Here is a 17718-nt window from a genome sequence, read left to right on the forward strand (position 1 = left end):
ACTGGATTTTCGTTTTTTTAACATGTATTTCGGTTGATTCCGCAAAAAAAGAGCCGTAAAACGACTCTTGAATGAAAGGTTGGGAGGCATATTTTGTGCCTATTGCAGTGGTATTGAACAAAATCATGCAAAAAAAACGGCTGTTCCAAGCCGATCTTCGATCTATTTTTTGCGTAACAGGTAGACCAGCTTCCGATAATACATGGCGGCTTCCTTATATTTTCGCTGATCCTCGAACACCACGGCCATTCCCTCATATAAAGGTTCAAGACGCATGACATGCTGCACGGACTCAAAATAAGGCAGGCAAGCGAGGGCACGCTCCATGAACACTTCACGATCTCCATGCGCAAGAGCCAGATGGCTTTGGTAGAAGGTTGCGCTCATCTGCTGATCCTGAGTTGTTGCACTATTCAACAGTTGATCCACACTCTGCGCGAGTACACCCCAGTTTTTTCGTGCCAGTGCCACTTCACACCGATACACACTCACTAACGGCTCCATGGCCTGCTGTGTTTCTTCCGGTTCCTGCTGCAACAGGGATTCGAATCGCTCAATCTCCGACTGCGCCTGATCCAGTTCCCCCGTCATGGTCAACATGACAATCCGATTATTCGCAATGGCGGTAACCAGATCGCCCTGATTACCGGCATACACCAGATTCGCCTCTGCCATTGTCAATGCCGAGAGCGCTTCCTGTACAAGTCCCATTGCAAAGCAATATCCGCTGTACGCCACATATAAACCAGACAAGCGATGAAACAGCCGCTGATCATAGACATGTCTCATGGTGAGATCGAACACCTGCTTAGCCTCTTCGTACTGTTTGACCTGAATGTAGGCTTCCATCTTGATATTTTGCACAGACAGCCAGAATTCACTTCCAGGAAGGGCCAATTCACTTAGCCTGGTTGCATGCGTTAACACATCCACAGAGGCAAGCTTGGAACGATAGTACTGCACTTTGTAATATAATAACGCCTTGGCTAACGGACGCGGCAGATCTACATCGTCAGGACGGCCGTATTTCTCCAGATAAAAATTCAGATAGGATATATGTATATATTCATGAGCCGATGCATCATTTAATTGTTGGTAATAGACCGCCTTCATCAAGGCCGTGGTCAGCTCAACTGTCAGCGTATCATCCCGATCCTCAAGTGCGTGCACGATATCTTCTGCTATCACCGAAGCTGGAACTGACATTTGTTCAAAAATAGCCTCTGCCCGCGCCAGTGTTTCCTCATCCTGTGCAGAAGCATTTAACAGATAGGAAGTCGTAACGCCAAGACGTGACGCAATAGCCTCTGCCAGATCTTCAGGGAGTGGATAACGATCGGCCAGAATATTAGCAAAGTGAGCCTGCGTGACCAGACCTTCCACGAGGTCTTTGCGGGAGATTTGCTTTCTTTTGCTCAGAAATTCAATCCGTTCCTTCAGCATGGCTAGTCTTCCTTTCGTTTCGATCCTGTGAATCACTATAAGTTGAACGAATGATTTTACACTAGAGCACTGCGTGGCAAGAACCATCTTCCGATCGCTGTTATCCCCAGATTTTTTGGAATCCCTTATAGAAGGGGAAAATCCGGGGATAAAGGCGAACGCTTCGCTTCTCCAGATCTGTTCTGTCCTCTCCGTTATCGTGTAAATGTTTAGTTCAAATTATATAATATCATCCAGGATGCGAAGCCGGATACCGTCTTTTAGCCAAATCCATCGAAACGGTTTCCGTTTCGGAGGCAATTGTTTTACAATAAGGAGGTATGTACCAGAGCATTATCCATTAATGATGAACAAGAGTTGAATATGAAAGGATGCAAATGAATGATTATTAAACCAAGAACACGTGGTTTTATTTGTACAACTTCCCATCCTGTAGGCTGTGCTGCACAAGTGCAGGAACAAATTGATTATGTAAAATCCCAACCGCAATTGAACGGACCGCAGAATGTACTCGTCATCGGAGCCTCCACTGGATATGGGCTCGCTTCGCGCGTCGTATCCGCATTTGGTGCCGGAGCCAACACCATCGGTATTTACCGCCCAAGCAGCTCCACTGAAAAACGTACGGCATCAGCAGGCTGGTACAACTCCGCTGCATTTGAGAAAGCTGCGGAAGAAGCAGGACTGAAATCATACAGCATCACAGGTGATGCCTTTGCCAACGAAACAAGAGAAAAGACCGTTGAACTGATTCGCAGCGAACTCGGTCAGGTTGATTTGGTTGTCTACAGCGTAGCGTCGGCACGCCGTACCGATCCGAATACCGGTGAAGTATTCAACTCCGTGCTCAAACCGATTGGACAATCGTACACAAACAAAACAGTCAATTTCCATACGGGAGAAGTAACGTCCGTTACGATTGATCCGGCATCCGATGAAGAAATTCGCCAGACCGTGGCCGTGATGGGCGGAGATGATTGGGAACTGTGGATGGATGCCTTGCAACAAGGTGGTGTACTCGCCGACAATGCAACAACCATTGCCTTTTCTTACATCGGTCCTGAACTTACGCATGCGATCTATCGTGATGGTTCCATCGGTCAGGCCAAAAACCATCTGGAAGCAACAGCCCACAAGCTGAATGATCGTCTAAGTGCAAAGGGCGGACGTGCTTACCTAACCGTAGCCAAAGCGCTGGTAACCCAATCAAGCTCCGCAATTCCAGTGGTGCCGTTGTATATCTCTGCATTGTACAAAGTCATGAAGGAAAAAGGCTTACATGAAGGCTGCATCGAGCAATTGCAACGTTTGTTCGCTGATCGCCTCTATGCGGGAGGAGAAGTTCCGACCGATGAAGCAGGGCGTATTCGTATTGATGATTGGGAGATGAGAGCAGACGTTCAGGAAGAAGTGGCGAAGCTCTGGAACGAGCTGACCACCGAAAATATCTACGATCTATCCGATTTGGTAGGATACCGTCAAGAATTCTTCCAACTGTTTGGTTTTGAAACCGACGGTGTGGATTATGAAGCAGATGTTGATCCAAATGTTGAAGTACCACATCTGCGTTAATTGAAAACTAATTTGGCTGCGAGAATGGAGTAACAAGCATTATTACATGTCCAGATCCAGCCTTAGGGGAGCGAGCTTTCGCTCCCTTTTTGACGTCTACCGATCCTATAAGATCGACTTGAGCTGTTTTTTCAGTTCTTTCGGCACTGTCTTCTCTACCGTGATGGATCGCGCTCCATGCATCCTTGCAAAGAACTGGAGTCCCTCCCTAAAATCCGCGATCCATTCCTCCACAGGCGGAGCAGTCTCTTCCATCGATAACAACCGAACCGTTAGCACGCCCGTTTTGCGATCGAGTCGCGGGTCCATGCGTCCAATCAGCCGATCTCCGTGGAGAATGGGCATGGCGTAATATCCGTAAGTTCGTTTCACCTCTGGTGTGTAAATCTCCCACTTATAATGGAAATCAAATAAATCCACAATCCGTTCCCGTCTCCACAGCAGATTGTCCAGCGGAGGCAAGAATCGTACCGGACCTGATGGATCATAATGCGGCTCTTCCCTTTCCATCTCACGCAACAAACCTTCATCTTCTGTACGAATGTAATAAGGCGTCGCAACGTCTTCTACCTCCAGTGGGATCATGCGACCATCTGCGACACGTGCAGCCATATCATTCCGACGTTCAGCAGCGGTGGATTTCATCCAGCCCAATCGTGGATCTCGGACATCCACGACCCGATATGCGTAAATGTACTTGTCCATCAGAGACTGCCTTTGAGTCAAAAGATCGATCTCCGCTGTCATGGATTGGCCCTGCTCCAGCAGTCCGGATTCAGTAATATGAAAATAACGTTCATTGCCCTGCCTTGCCACGACACGAATGGCAGCCGAATCCAGCAGCAGATTTAATGCTAGCGAGGTATCCTTCGTTTTCGGCACATCCGCATTGTCCCAATATCCGCTTACCCGTTCGACAGCACGAAAAGCTCTTGACGGGAGCGGTCCCTCTTCTTCCAAACGCTTCAGCACATGCTGCACCGTATTTTCCAGCCCTTGCAGGGAAGGCGCCAGGCGATCGCGTAATCGGACACGTACAGGTTCAAACATCGCATAATCTTCGATCGGAATAACACATACAGCATTGGCAAAATATTCGAACACTTTATGATCACTCAACAAAGTATGTAAATATTCGGAGGTATAGCCCGGATCACGAGCGCCCAGCACCAAATGCTGATTTCCGGTTACGGCAGCGACAGGATCAATCTGTACGCAGCCAAGGGAGCGAATCAGCTGCATCACCTGTTCAGGACTCGAAGGCAAGGAAGCGGCAGGCCAACGTCCCAATAAAGATTGCGTTTGCAGCAAAAAACGCCGAACGATTTTCTTATTCATGCGAAGCGCTGTTGTCATATGTAGAATTCTTCCCTTCATCGAAGATAGGAGGATGTATAGCTATAATGATCCAATTCAAAAGAGATACATTGATTTTAACAGTCCAAGGGATGTCATACCAATCGAAAGAAGAGCTTTTTTTAAAATTTTGATGCTTATGCTGCACTACGCACACCATAGACAAAATAAAAAGAAGCACCACCATCCTTGGTCCGCTTCTTGTGTTTGACCTTTTGCAATTTTTCCTGTTTCGTGGGCATGAGTCGGACATGCTGGGATAACGTTCCATAATCTCCGTTTACTCTCCGACTTTGCTCCGGACACCATTGTCCTGACCGCTCTGCTTTGCGCAATGCTTTTTGCGTTTGTGTACGTGCCATAATAATTGAACACACTCCCTTGGTTGGTATGCACTCAATATATCATGTGCAGGCAGACAAGTGAAGGTGATTAACGTGGAACTCTTTTCCGTCGTGATTGCCATGTTTCCACAGGTTCCTGATCGTCTTCCTCAATCAATTCCAGTGCTTCTTCCATTCTTCTGGATTTAAACAGCATGATCAGGTCCAGCAGATCTTCCCGGTCCAGCAGCTTCACACCGTTGACCGCTGCCAGCGTCCGGCATGCTTCCGTATATCTGGCTGAGGTGAGCACAATGGATCGATCTGCTTCATAATAACGCATGGACGTGTAAATCTCCTGCACTGCGCTGAGTCCAACCGGATGATTCGCTCCGTAACGTTTGGCCTGAATGACATTAGTTCTGCCTGCTCTATCCACAAACACAAGGTCCGCACCAAAATCTCGGCTGCTTGTGGTCTTATGTACTTCGGCATAACCGAGTTGTTGGAATAAATGATACAGGTACAGTTCAAATTCCGATCCATCCTGCATTTTATCGATATCCTTAATCGTAATCTTACGCGGATTGGCCTCACTTCGTATGCGCTGCCCTCGCCGAATTATACGGCGAATGATCCAGGCAATGATCAGTAGAAGGACAATAACACCTATACCCACCGTGGTCATATTTTCATTCCAATTCATGTCTGTTCTCCTTGTCGTTCCTCTAATCTGGCAGGCTAGAACCCCTCTTAGCCCTCGTCACCCGACTAAATATAGCAGACTTCTCTCGTAACAGAAAGAAGATGAATTCCCTGTAACCCTCGAACTTCTCGAAACAACAATAATTTTATACCTCTATCATAAAAGGTTACAGACACTCAGGTTGAATTTAACATGTATGAAATGGTAGAATTCAACAATCGGTTCTATTTTGAATCGAAGAAAGGTGGTTTATAACTTGCATTCATCCAACAAACGAAAGTCCAAAACATGGGCTGCGCTTCTTCTCAGTGGCACGCTCCTCTTCAGCCTGCATACACCAAGCTACGCGGCCGCAGAACAAAATGTACCATTGCCCAAGCCTGCATGGACATCATCTTCTCTGGCACTTACGCAAGTGAATACGGAGAAAGACGTTATCGTCAACGAATTGAACGCAGTACCTGCGAAAAACCTGGTGTACGTGCATTCCTCCCAGCCCGTGACCAAAACAAGCAGCAATACCAAGCTGGATTGGCAGCTGGATTCACTTCAGGCGCTGGATGCCACGACCGGACAATTGAAATGGAACGTTATTTTCCATGAGAAAAGCGGGCCTTATACAACCTACTCCAATTCACTATATACCAGCAACGGCACAGCCTATGTATATATGGAATATTCGGATGGAACCAAAAAGGTATACTCCTTCAATACTTCCGGCAAAACCAACTGGGTCAAAAACGTGAGTAATTCATCATCCATGTACCTTCTGGACGACGATACGTTATTAATCGCTTCGAGCCCTGGTGTTCAATCGAACGGCTCTGTTCGTTCAGCCATCTCGCTGTATGACAAAAAGGGAAAACTGATTACGGAAAAAACAATCAACGGAGCTGTGCTCAAAGCAGGCAGTGACCGAATCGTAGTCGATGCCAGCAAACAAACCAAAGTGGGCAGCTTCTGGCAGCCTGCCGCTAATCCCAAAGTGGAGATTTATGATCGTACGCTGAATCGTCTTTCCTTCTATCAGTTCCCGAGCAATGCCAACACCCTGGGAGACGGTGGCGGTGAATCACTGGCCATTCTGGAAGATGGCTCCGTGATCATGCGTGCCAATTTTGCGAACACGGGTAACAAGCTGATGGGCTTTGGCACCGATGGCAAACTCGCCTGGGGCCGTGCCATTGCCGGTGATGCCTATGTTCAGACCGCAGGCAATGGTTATACCCTGTTTACAGGCCAAAAGCTGGAACTGTACACCATGAAAGGCCAAGTGACCGAACGTACTTTCAAGGAAGAGCAGCCTATACTTATGCAGGTTGATCGTACACAGGACGGACAGTACAAACTTGATTTCGCCAAAAAAGGTTATATTCTCGATCCGCAAACATTGGATACCGTACATGAATATTCGTTTGCATCCTCTCCTGGATTGCTCGATGGATATTCAACGTACAACGATCATATTATCTATCAGATCAATGACGATGCATTATCCAAGTATGTATTGAAGACAGCCTCAGCAAAATAGTAATTGGAGCGCTCTGGTTGACCGACTAACGGTTAACAGGGCGCTCTGTTATTTCACACAACTATGTAGGGTCCCCTTCCGTTTATCCTCTCTGCGCAAACTGGTATAATAGTATCGTTCACTTTTTCACCCTACTCTTGATTGGCAAAGGAGCGTAGCCCTCCCATGATTATTCAATTCATTCGATACAGATAACTTGGGGCATAACATAACCTCTTTTTTTAAAATGTACGATAGAGGTTTATTTGTTATGCCCTTTTCTTCAGTTATCCAGATCTGAATGAATGGGGTGCTATTCCATGTCAATCCATCGCAGAGAACGTAGTGCTGCGCTTATTTATCCATACATCCATATGCTTAAATGTCCCATCTGTCATCGCACAATGACAACGATTAGTCGGGACAATATTCAATGTAGATCCAGGCATACCTTTGATTTGGCAAGACAAGGCTATATCAATTTCATGACACGTTTTTTCAAGGGCAACTATGACAAACGTTTATTTACGGCCAAAAGGAATATTTTATCTCAAACTGCTATCTATACGCCTCTGACCGATATCATTCGCCATTGGATTGAAGGTTACTCCAATGGCAGCAGTCAGCCCTTGCATATTCTGGACGCAGGTGCAGGAGAAGGATCTCTTTTGCAGCAGATTACACAGGATACTCCAGCTGTGGGCTGGGGGATCGACATCTCCAAAGAGGGAATTGCCATGGCTTCTTCTACCTACGACCAGCAAGTCTGGTTTGTTGGTGATCTTGCTTATAGCCCCTTTGCAGAGGGGCAACTGGACGTGATCCTGAATATCCTCTCCCCTTCGAATTATGAAGAGTTCGGGCGAGTGATGAAGAAGGATGGCTGGATCATCAAAGTGATTCCCCGTGACCGATATCTTATGGAAATGAGAGAGCTTTTGTTTCCGGACCGATCTCATCAACTAGACGGCAGAGAGTATGTATTGGACCGATTTACCAAGCATCATCATCTCATAGACAGCATTCCGGTAACATACACTCTGCCCGTATCGGAAATCATGATGAATTCACTCATTCATATGACACCACTCTCCTGGCATGGGACGGAATCAGCCATAGCCAGTGTTCAAGAGTCCTTATCGCAGATTACGATTGATTTAGAAATACTGGTGGGAAAACGGAGATAAGTTCTTTAGCCATTGAGATAACATTCTCTTAATCATTGAACAATCAAAAAACCGGGGAAGTTCCTGTTGGAACTCTCCCGGCTTTTTCAATAAGATCTGATGCAAATTGGTCTAATGAAATAGAATTAATTATTCCAGTTTTCTTCAATAAATTCATCCCGTCCGGATACCGCACGGTCTTCTTTATAATGCTTCTCATTTTTCTTATGATAATCCTGGTGGTAATCTTCTGCCGGATAGAATACAACTGCATCCCGAATCTCCGTCACAATCGGTTGATTGAATCGCCCGCTTGCTGCCAGCTCCTGCTTGGACTGCTCTGCGAGCTCACGTTGACGCTCATTATGGACAAAGATCGCTGTCCGGTACTGACTCCCACGATCCTGAAATTGCCCTCCGTCATCGGTTGGGTCCGTCTGGGGCCAGTATAGCTCCAACAGACGTTCATACGGAAATACCTCTGGATCAAATGTAATTTCAACGACCTCGACATGACCGGTCTCCCCGGTTTTGACCTGCTCATATGTTGGATTATCGACGTGACCGCCGGAATAGCCAGATACAATACCATGAATGCCTGGTTGCTCCTCAAATGGTGTAACCATACACCAGAAACATCCGCCGGCAAATGTAGCTTTTTCCATTCACACTCATCCCTTTCTATTGTACCTATATCTTAAAACAAAAAGAGGTTGATGGAAAGCCACGTCTGTGGACTTCCATCAACCTCTTCAGAAGCATCTGTTATATTTCAAACTGCTTGTTGCCGACTTACTGTAAATTCAAGAGATCTTGAATTCGTTACCCGCGGCTTCGACCCATAGAACGGAAGATCAAGCTCACAATCGCTACAAGTACGATGGCACCAATTAATGCCGGTACTATGTAGAATCCGCCCATTTCTGGACCCATGTCTCCCAGAATCACTCCGCCTAACCATCCGCCAATAAAACCGGCAATGATGTTACCGATAACGCCGCCGGGAATGTCACGACCAACAATCAGACCTGCCAACCATCCAATGATACCACCGATAATTAATGACCATAACCAACCCATATCATTCACCTCTAATTAAAGTTTTTGTTGTTGTCTGTCTACTATTAACCGCTACAGAAGCATTTAAACAACTGGCATGAAAATTGTTGTATATTACCTTTTGTTCATATGCCCTATTCTCTGCCCAAACAGCCCATAACACAGGATTGAAAACAGATCGCATCACTTTCCCGGCATCTTACACAGCTCAAGACTGCGTTATATACCTCCCGAAAGTCATTGTATGTTGGTTCAGACAGCCTTAGTATAACCAATTGAGGTGAGAATATTTTAACGGTTATATTCGATTAATAAAAACCTGCACGGCCTTTACCTGGCTGGGTCAGCCAGTTATGCTTATGACTCTTGTCCAGCTCTCCTCGCATCGACTGAATGATCTGCACAATGTCCGTCTGGCCATTCTGGTGCCATTCCAGCGCTGCACTGACATACAGCTCTCCAAGCTGGGCAAGAGAAAAGGTATCTGTCAATCGCGCTGCTTCGAGAGTACCCTCTTCCCCCGCGAAGGTTCTGAAGCCGCGCTGGTGCAAATACTGCAGGCGCAGCCCTTCATCCGGTAGCGGTATTTCATAAGCCCGATCGAACCGTCCGGCACGGTTCATGAGCCCCGGGTCTATTTTCTCAGGATAATTCGTTGTACCAATTAGAAAAATCCCCTCTTTGGACGTTGCCCCATCCAGTGTATTCAGGAAAAAGGACCGGACTTCATCCGGCATGGAATCAATATCCTCAATAATCAACACCATTGGTGCCAGACGTTTGGCTGCTTCGAACACTTCACGTACCGATTCACTGTTTGTGTATTCGGTAATTTGCCAGTATGCAGCTGGCCCCGGTATGCTTCCCGCAATGGATTTTACGAGGGTTGTTTTCCCGTTTCCAGGATGACCATACAGCAGGATGCCACGTTTGTAAGGAATATCATAGTCTCGATAAAAGGAGCGATCCGCCTCGAAAAACTGGTCCAACGAACGGAAAATATCCTGTTTAATTTGCGGAGAAAGCACGACCTCATCTCTCCCCACAGAGCGGGTAATGGATTCGACATGCCGGTCACTGCCATTGCGGGCATCCGTGTATACCGTGACCTTTTTCATATTTTGCTGCCGTTCCCGTTCCCGTACACTGCCCAGAAATCGCTTCAATTCCTCTTCTCCTGTAGCAAAAACAAAATCTTCATTGTAGATCCCGTTCTCCCGGAAGAATGGAATGCGGACGAGAGCTACGCCCCACTGGGGATAGGCAAATACATTGTTGCGAATCGAATAATGCACACCATATGTTGGTGCATCTCCATCATCCTCATAGTGCAGTGTACGTAGCTCCAGATCTTCGAAAATCCGGGCAACCAATTCCACGTCCGTACTGTTGCTTTGCAGATCTTCTTTTAGCAGATCCCAGTATTCACTGTTTGGATCATCGCTGGCATAGAGTTCATAACGAACTCCGTATCGATTGCCAAGCGCTTCAATGATGCCTCGAATCAAGCGGGCATATATGGCATAGCCTTCGTTTCGGATTTGACTGTCTTGTTGCTCCTCATAGGAATAGATGACTCTATTATGATTCAATTGTTCTTTATCTATGTTCATTACTTAGCTCCCTTCACAGCGGCAAGTGGTTTACATTTGGCTACAACTTGAGCCAGACCTGCGCCGGTAACACTATCAATAATTTCATCGACATTTTTATACGCTTGCGGCGATTCATCAATAATCGATTCAAGTGAACGCTGGTTCACCACAATCTCATCTGCAGTTCCCACGCCCAGCGCTGAGGCAAAATCCTCTACGGTAACCAGGCGCTTCGTTGCTGTCCGCGAACGAATGCGTCCTGCCCCATGACAGATCGAATAATAGTTATCCTTCCCCTCAGGTTGACCTACCATGATATACGAAGCAGTCCCCATTGAACCGGGAATAAGCGCAGGATGACCTGTTGCCAGATATGGCTTCGGATTATCCGGATGACCTGCAGGCAATGCACGTGTAGCTCCTTTGCGGTGTACAAAGACCGAGCCTTGATCCGCGTGCGATTCCTCCCATGCATAGTTGTGCATCAGATCATAGAGGGTACGGAATTCGCATTTTGGACCAAACACATCCCGAAAAGCTTCGCGAATTGCATAAGCAATCAGGTGGCGGTTCACCACAGCATAATTCAGCGCAGAATACATCATATCAACGTAATGGCGACCTTCCGCATGTTCAAGCGGAGCAAAAACCAGTCTTGGATCGGATGTCCCCAGACCATTTCGCTGCATCATTTTCGCAATCGCCGATGAACTGGTTTGGCTTACATACCCGCCCCAGGCCCGGGAACCGGAATGAATCATTACAACAATTTGTCCATCGTACAGACCCCAGGCTTCCGCAATCTCCCGATTTCCCTCAGCAATCTCAATCGCTTGAATCTCGGCAAAATGATTGCCTCCACCCAAAGTTCCTAACTGGCGATGAGCCCGATGCCAAGTCATATCCGGTACCAGATTCAACACTTCCTCATCAAAGGCAAATTTGCTGCTCTCCACATGAGTGATGGAAGTTGATTTTTTCGGTGTATAGCTGTCCGGGATATATTTTTTGGGTAAGCCATGCAAGCCCTTGCGCACAATATGCTCCAAACGAATGTCCGAGTAATGACCGCGCTGATTTGCCTCCATCGGCAGCACCTTCTCAATGGCTTTCACGAGTTTACGGCGCAGCTTCACGTCTTTCAGGTCATCCTTATGCAAATTGGTCATATGCACCCGCATGCCACAGCCTATATCACTGCCTACGATGGATGGAGATACATAGCCACTATTGGCATCCCATACCGCCGTTGTGCCGATGCAGGTACCTACACCGACATGCACGTCAGGCGTATAGCTCATATAGGAAATACCCGGAATTTGAAGATTGTTGTTCGCCATCTCGAACACCTTATAGTCCAATGAGCTGAATAGTTGTTGTGCCGCATATACCGTTAAGTCCCCAGCAGGCAATTTGACTTCATGTCGGTAGCCAGCTGTGAGTTCGTTTTGACTTGTAAATAAATTAGGTTTTGTATTCATAAATGTTTATTATTCCTTCCTGTACGTTCCGCTAGTTCGGTTCATTTCAAAAATTGAACCTAACGTTATTCCGAATTCATATCCATGTTCTGTACAACAAAAAAGAAGCCACGGACAGTTCGCCCGTGACTTCTTCATGACAATAACGGAAAACAAAAGCAGCATGAACATGCCGCGTCTGTTCTCCATTGCTATATACGCCGAGAGTAGCATATCGATTAATAACGTTCCAAGGATAAACGATATGCATCTTCCCCTATGTCGCCCGTATGAGGCCAAAGAGACGATGAACTGGATATACAATTGTGTCTGTGCTTCGTAGTGTCTTTGTGAATTTCAAATCATAACCAACCATCATATCTCTCGGCCTCCCTTCATTAATATTATGTTTATATTAAGCGGACTTGTTTCGATGTGTCAACCCTTTTCTTGGAAAATCCCCTATTTTGCATATGCATTAGATTTAACTCCGTGCCAATAACTTATATAAAAAAAAGCAGGGTCTGTAAGGAACAGACCCTGCTTACTCATGCATATCATGAGATTAGATATCGATTATTGATGGTACATGTTTTGACAGATTTGACTTTGCATCTTATCATTTCCCTGCTTGTTTTTCCAATTCTTCCACAGGATTTTCATCTTCTTTTTCAGGCACCTTGGAAGACAGGAACCAACCGCATACTGCAATCGTAATCAGCACAATGTAGAATCCAAATTTCCAAATTTTATTTTCCGGGAAATGCTCATCCAGAACGCCCAGTGAAGGGTGTGCAAGTGTAATAACAGCCAACTTAACCCCAACCCAGCCGACGATAACGAAGGCTGCAACTTCAAGGCCTGGACGGGAATGAAGCAACTTAACGAAGAAGGAAGCCGCAAATCTCATGATGACGAGACCGATAAATCCGCCGAGGAAGATGACGATAAATTGTCCACCGTCAAGTCCGCCGATCGGAGGCAGACCACTTGGCGGCAAGGCAACAGCCAGCGCCACAGCTGCGAGAATGGAATCAACCGCGAATGCGATATCTGCCACTTCCACCTTGAATACAGTCATCCAGAAACCAGATTGTTTTTTTTGTTTTTTGGGAGCGGAATCAGCCGCTTCATCTGTTTTGTTTCGGCTACCCATAACCTTTTTAATAATGTGGTTAATGGAGATGTACAACAGGTACAGGGCCCCAATCGCTTGAACCTGCCACACGTCCACCAGGAACGAGATCAGGAACAACGAACCCAATCGGAAAATGAATGCACCCATCAACCCATAAAATAACGCTTTTTTGCGTTTATCATCAGGTAAATGCTTAACCATAATGGCGAGAACTAATGCATTATCCGCTGCAAGCAATCCCTCCAGGACTACTAATACGACGAGAACCCACCCATACTCCAATAATAATGACAAATCCAAAATTGACTCCTCCTTAGTATCCTTATGATGTACAAAAAAAAGGACCTTTACCATTACTGGTAAGGTCCTTTTTATTCACAAAAAGAGACCTTTACCCAGTATGAAAACTTGGTAAAGGTCTCGCTAACAACAAAATTGCTGCCAATAAAGCCGGGGATGGAATCCCGAACTGACGACTTTACTGTGAAAGCTACTCCCCTTTAACATCAGGAATATTTAGTTTTAAGTTGAAACAGGTTCAATAATCTGTTCTCATCATATTCATAACGATAAGCAAAGTCAAGCTTTATTTGACCGACTGCGGTCCAGCTTGCGAAAGACCAGCAAATCATAGATGAAATTGCCCAGCGGGATAAACGAGACAAAAAATAAAGCAATTGGACGACGTAAACGCCATTTTTGCGTGGTATAAAGACTCACCATAAATAATAAATACATCAGAAATAAAAAGCCATAGATGTTGCCAAACCACGTGACTGCCTGAGGCATGATCCCTGATTCTCGTAATGGAAAAGCAACAAATAACAACAGCACATATGAAAGCCCCTGCAACCACAACAGCAGTCGAAAGCGGCTGAGTGTTGAATGTAACATTTTTTTCCTCCTGCTTCTAAATACGCGCAACGAATTCATTGCATCCCGTACAGTATATCACAAAAACGAAATTTACCCTCACGCGCAGTTCTACAGGAGCCAAATCCATCCGATGCACATAGGATATATGACCAAGATAGATTGTTGCGAATATGGACAAGGAGGAACCTGTTGATGAAAATAGCCCTCATAGCACCGGAAAAATTGCCAGTCCCAGGTAACGGATCAGTCGAAATCTGCATCCTCGGCATTGCTCGCGAACTTGCACTCCGTCACCAGGTGACGATCATAAGCCGTCAGATGCCCGATCTAGCCATTACAGAGCAAATAGATGACATTACCATCCGGCGTTTGCCAGCAACCAGCCCCAGCGAGTACACAAGGTCAGTTATCCGTTTTCTGAAAATCCAACCCTTCGATCTTATCCAGGTAGACAACAGACCACATAGTATGGCTGCAATTAAACGCGCTTTCCCTTCGTTGCCTGTGGTGCTCTATCTTCACTCGTTAACCTTTGCACAACCAGGGCCTGCAAGATTAGCGCTGTTAAAAAAAGCGAATTGGATTGCCGTCAACAGTCAATCCCTTAGACAAAGACTGAGTCGCCGATTCCCATCCTTGAAACGACGGATGGGTGTTGTCCCACTTGGCGCGGACCTAAGCCGCTTTTTGCCTGCAATTAAAGGAGAGCAGCAGCTTCTGCGGAAGCAGTTCGGTATTACAGGGCCATTCTCCATTCTGTATGTAGGCCGACTGATTCCCGGCAAAGGCGTGGATGTGCTCATTCGTGCAGTATCCCTTCTTCAGCAGCAGGTACCCGTGCAACTTATCATTGCAGGCAGAGGGCCACAAGTATACGTCCGCAAACTGCGGCAGCTTGCCCGAAAATTAAAGGTTGATGCTTCCTTTCGAGGTCAGATCGCCCATGAACGCATTGACCGTTTGTACAGAGCTGTGGACTGCCTGGTGTGCCCTTCCCAACAACATGAGGCCTTCGGGCTGGTTAATGTTGAAGCTATGGCTTCGGGACTACCCGTCATTGCTTCAGACAATGGAGGCATTCGTGAAATCATTACATCTGGAAGTAACGGATACCTGGTGAGACATTATAACCAACCCCAAAGTTTCGCTGCTTACCTGTATAAACTGGCAGACAACCCCGCTCTTGCTCATTTTCTTGGAGATGCCGGGCGTGCCAGTGCAGTTGAACATTTCAGTTGGGCCCGAACAGCCACGCATCTTGAAGCAGCCTATACAAGACTCATCCGCGGATAAATCTTGTTACGCCGTGCTTTTCGTTAGGCTTTTTCACGCGACTGCCAATCTGCAATAAAGCTATCCATATGCGGAACAGGGACATACATCATTTCAATTAACTCCACAATAATCATATCTTTCATGGCAAACCTCACTTTAGCACAGGTCTGTTGACGGAAAGCATCATAGATTCCCGAGCCTGTCCAGCAGCCGTGAGGAGCGAGCAGGGGATTATTAACAATATATCCAACCGTCCCAATGGGAGGAACCACTACCTTGATGGCTCGAGGGTCCACCCGATTGTCGGGGTCTTTGACCAGAAACAGGATATCGCCTACATTTAAAGCTTCTACACCATGATAATGTTCCATTCCATACATGGCTGCAAATAATTTGGTAATCATCGAAAAAGCTCCTTTTACACATTTTTTTAAAATTTAGATGGGTTGAATTTATTGATCTTCCTCATAATGCTTCATCCACTCTATGAGTTGTTTACGAATTTCTTTACGATATTCGCGAGGTTCAAGGACCTCCGCTTCGGGGCCAAATTGATATAACCATTTCAGGAATTCACGACTACTGTTCAGCGTTACTTCAAATAACAATCCGCCATCAGGCAAATCTGTCATTCGTGGACGAACAAACATCTCTTCTTCTTTTATGTAGGGGGCCACTTTCTCAGTGAATCTTACTTTGAAATGGATAAGTTTATCCCCACGATCAATGGACCATGTGTTTTTCATGAACTGCGTTATGTTGAAATCACCCATAACAAAATGGGTATTGGTCTGTATAACGTCCAGAAAGCGACTGATCCGAAACAAACGGACTTTCTGCAGCAAGTGGCAATAACCAATCAAGTAGAAACGCTGATCGCGCGGAATGAGGTAATAGGGGTCAATGTCGCGGACCGTTATTTCATTTTTCGTAAGCGTGTGATATTGGGTTCGAATCGTTTGTTGATCCAGAATGGCTTCAATGACTGGAATAAGCAAGTTGGGATACTTCCCTTCTTCCCGGTATGCAGGTGTGCCCATACGAATAATACCTGCGATATTTTCTACAATGTCACTGTTTCTCGTTTTCATTTTGGTATGGGCTGTCATCACCTTGTCAAAGGCTGAATCAAATTCAGCCGGGAGTTGCGAAGTATCCACCACGGATGGAAGCATGGAGAACACCATCGCTTCCTGTTCGGTAAAATCCAGAGGATACATGGCAAATTCACCAATGAACCGATACCCCTTGCCATAACCTTCATTCATGATAGGGGCAACCCTGTCCAAAATTCGGAGATCGCGATAAATCGTGCGCACAGTTGTACCGCATTTCAACGCCAATTCTTTGGCGGAAATTCCGGGATTCGCTTGTATAGCCTGAAGTATACGCAGAAGACGAATTAATTTCTCTGTCATGTAGTTTCTCCCCTTCGATATTTTATCGGCAAGGAAAACTAGTTCCTTTAGTCCGGTACTAAATCTTTAGTCCCAAACTCACTTTCGCAATTTCACCTTATGTATATAGTTCAATCGCACTTATTCGGCTTATTAAATATACATTCTCTTACTTGCTTGCGTAAAATATTAACCTCAAGTCCTTATACCTACGCCTGATAGCCTATTTGGCATTCAAAAAAATAAAAAAAGGTCTTGTCTCTTTTACCAGAGACAAGACCTTTTCGCTTGTTTATTTGTGCAATTGCAATAATTTAGTCAGCACATTGACCATATGGTCGCACAGAACAGGGATATCTCCCATCTGATCTTCATTCACACTGCGGTCAAAATGTACTTCAGCTGTGACAGCGTAAGTTGCTGGCTGATCTTCAAATATATACTGAATATGCTGCAATTTTCGTTGTTCCGGCCAGCTCTCTTGTAATATGGAACTAATCGCTGGACATTGAGTCTCAGGCTCCTTAACAACCATTCTGAACCGCAGTCGCAAACGGCAACCTGATGGACCACCTGGTGTCTCCAGAATCTCAGCCGCGAGATCCTCAAGCGATGTGCTCAGTACCACTTCGCCTGTTACATCAGGGCAATCTCTCAGGCAGAATTGCAGTACGAACTCTCTGGACATACGCGCCATCTCAAGCTGATCCTTCCGATTCGTTATGGAAATAAGTTCATCCAAATTATCAAGATCATACAGGTGATTTTCGAAACCTACTTTTAAATTGTCATAAATCGTCGGATCAAACATCATGTGAGACCTGCCTTCTTGTGCAAATTAT

At 45.9% G+C, this 17718-nt stretch carries 17 protein-coding genes; 4 read left to right on the forward strand and 13 right to left on the reverse strand.

Features of this window, described 5'->3' with window-relative positions; genetic code table 11:
- Window positions 1-162: 162 nt before the first annotated feature.
- On the reverse strand, window positions 163-1443 hold the full coding sequence (locus ACDJ58_RS22675) for an XRE family transcriptional regulator (protein WP_413373056.1): 1281 nt from the start codon (window positions 1441-1443) through the stop codon (window positions 163-165).
- Window positions 1444-1824: 381 nt separating this feature from the next.
- On the opposite strand from ACDJ58_RS22675, the gene fabV reads away from it, so the two are divergent.
- Window positions 1825-3015: an enoyl-ACP reductase FabV gene (fabV, locus tag ACDJ58_RS22680; RefSeq protein ID WP_413373057.1), complete on the forward strand. Its 1191-nt coding sequence runs from the start codon at window positions 1825-1827 to the stop codon at window positions 3013-3015.
- 105 nt (window positions 3016-3120) lie between these two features.
- Here the strand turns inward: fabV and ACDJ58_RS22685 are convergent, their stop codons facing one another.
- The 3 genes from ACDJ58_RS22685 to ACDJ58_RS22695 form a co-directional block, all read right to left on the reverse strand.
- On the reverse strand, window positions 3121-4371 hold the full coding sequence (locus ACDJ58_RS22685) for a DNA glycosylase AlkZ-like family protein (protein WP_413373058.1): 1251 nt from the start codon (window positions 4369-4371) through the stop codon (window positions 3121-3123).
- A gap of 137 nt (window positions 4372-4508) precedes the next feature.
- Window positions 4509-4733 (reverse strand): hypothetical protein, encoded by a 225-nt coding sequence (locus tag ACDJ58_RS22690; RefSeq protein WP_413373059.1) that lies wholly within the window; start codon window positions 4731-4733, stop codon window positions 4509-4511.
- A 70-nt stretch (window positions 4734-4803) separates the two neighbouring features.
- Window positions 4804-5400 carry a restriction endonuclease gene (locus ACDJ58_RS22695; RefSeq protein WP_413373060.1) on the reverse strand — a complete coding sequence of 199 codons (597 nt, stop codon included), beginning with the start codon at window positions 5398-5400 and terminating at the stop codon, window positions 4804-4806.
- Between the two features lie 256 nt (window positions 5401-5656).
- On the opposite strand from ACDJ58_RS22695, the gene ACDJ58_RS22700 reads away from it, so the two are divergent.
- Both ACDJ58_RS22700 and ACDJ58_RS22705 read left to right on the forward strand, forming a co-directional pair.
- The gene (locus tag ACDJ58_RS22700; RefSeq protein WP_413373061.1) at window positions 5657-6931 is read left to right on the forward strand and encodes a hypothetical protein; all 1275 of its coding nucleotides are present in this window, start codon (window positions 5657-5659) and stop codon (window positions 6929-6931) included.
- A gap of 299 nt (window positions 6932-7230) precedes the next feature.
- Window positions 7231-8097 (forward strand): putative RNA methyltransferase, encoded by an 867-nt coding sequence (locus ACDJ58_RS22705; protein WP_413373062.1) that lies wholly within the window; start codon window positions 7231-7233, stop codon window positions 8095-8097.
- Window positions 8098-8222: 125 nt separating this feature from the next.
- On the opposite strand, the gene msrA is transcribed toward ACDJ58_RS22705, so the two are convergent.
- The 6 genes from msrA to ACDJ58_RS22735 form a co-directional block, all read right to left on the reverse strand.
- Complete coding sequence (gene msrA / locus ACDJ58_RS22710; protein WP_413373063.1) at window positions 8223-8741, reverse strand: peptide-methionine (S)-S-oxide reductase MsrA; 519 nt, start codon at window positions 8739-8741, stop codon at window positions 8223-8225.
- A gap of 157 nt (window positions 8742-8898) precedes the next feature.
- Window positions 8899-9156 carry a GlsB/YeaQ/YmgE family stress response membrane protein gene (locus tag ACDJ58_RS22715; RefSeq protein ID WP_017686880.1) on the reverse strand — a complete coding sequence of 86 codons (258 nt, stop codon included), beginning with the start codon at window positions 9154-9156 and terminating at the stop codon, window positions 8899-8901.
- Between the two features lie 287 nt (window positions 9157-9443).
- The gene (locus tag ACDJ58_RS22720) at window positions 9444-10748 is read right to left on the reverse strand and encodes an AAA family ATPase (RefSeq protein WP_413373064.1); all 1305 of its coding nucleotides are present in this window, start codon (window positions 10746-10748) and stop codon (window positions 9444-9446) included.
- Entirely contained in the window at window positions 10748-12211 is a 1464-nt protein-coding gene (locus ACDJ58_RS22725) for an RtcB family protein (protein ID WP_413373065.1), read from the reverse strand. The genes ACDJ58_RS22720 and ACDJ58_RS22725 overlap by 1 nt, the downstream gene beginning before the upstream one ends.
- 598 nt (window positions 12212-12809) lie before the next feature.
- On the reverse strand, window positions 12810-13628 hold the full coding sequence (locus ACDJ58_RS22730) for a TerC family protein (RefSeq protein ID WP_053779176.1): 819 nt from the start codon (window positions 13626-13628) through the stop codon (window positions 12810-12812).
- A 279-nt stretch (window positions 13629-13907) separates the two neighbouring features.
- Complete coding sequence (locus tag ACDJ58_RS22735) at window positions 13908-14222, reverse strand: DUF3817 domain-containing protein (protein ID WP_053779175.1); 315 nt, start codon at window positions 14220-14222, stop codon at window positions 13908-13910.
- Window positions 14223-14396: 174 nt separating this feature from the next.
- On the opposite strand from ACDJ58_RS22735, the gene ACDJ58_RS22740 reads away from it, so the two are divergent.
- Window positions 14397-15497 (forward strand): glycosyltransferase family 4 protein, encoded by a 1101-nt coding sequence (locus ACDJ58_RS22740; RefSeq protein ID WP_413373066.1) that lies wholly within the window; start codon window positions 14397-14399, stop codon window positions 15495-15497.
- Between the two features lie 23 nt (window positions 15498-15520).
- Here ACDJ58_RS22740 and ACDJ58_RS22745 read toward each other — a convergent pair whose 3' ends face one another.
- The 3 genes from ACDJ58_RS22745 to ACDJ58_RS22755 all read right to left on the reverse strand — a co-directional run bounded on the left by ACDJ58_RS22745 (window position 15521) and on the right by ACDJ58_RS22755 (window position 17690).
- Window positions 15521-15883 (reverse strand): HIRAN domain-containing protein, encoded by a 363-nt coding sequence (locus ACDJ58_RS22745; protein WP_413373067.1) that lies wholly within the window; start codon window positions 15881-15883, stop codon window positions 15521-15523.
- 48 nt (window positions 15884-15931) lie between these two features.
- Window positions 15932-16897: a helix-turn-helix transcriptional regulator gene (locus ACDJ58_RS22750; protein ID WP_413373068.1), complete on the reverse strand. Its 966-nt coding sequence runs from the start codon at window positions 16895-16897 to the stop codon at window positions 15932-15934.
- 271 nt (window positions 16898-17168) lie between these two features.
- Window positions 17169-17690, reverse strand: a complete 522-nt coding sequence (locus ACDJ58_RS22755; RefSeq protein ID WP_413373069.1) for a hypothetical protein — start codon at window positions 17688-17690, stop codon at window positions 17169-17171.
- Window positions 17691-17718 lie beyond the last annotated feature (28 nt).

Source organism: Paenibacillus taichungensis, from assembly GCF_047302525.1.
Lineage (GTDB): Bacteria > Bacillota > Bacilli > Paenibacillales > Paenibacillaceae > Paenibacillus > Paenibacillus taichungensis_B.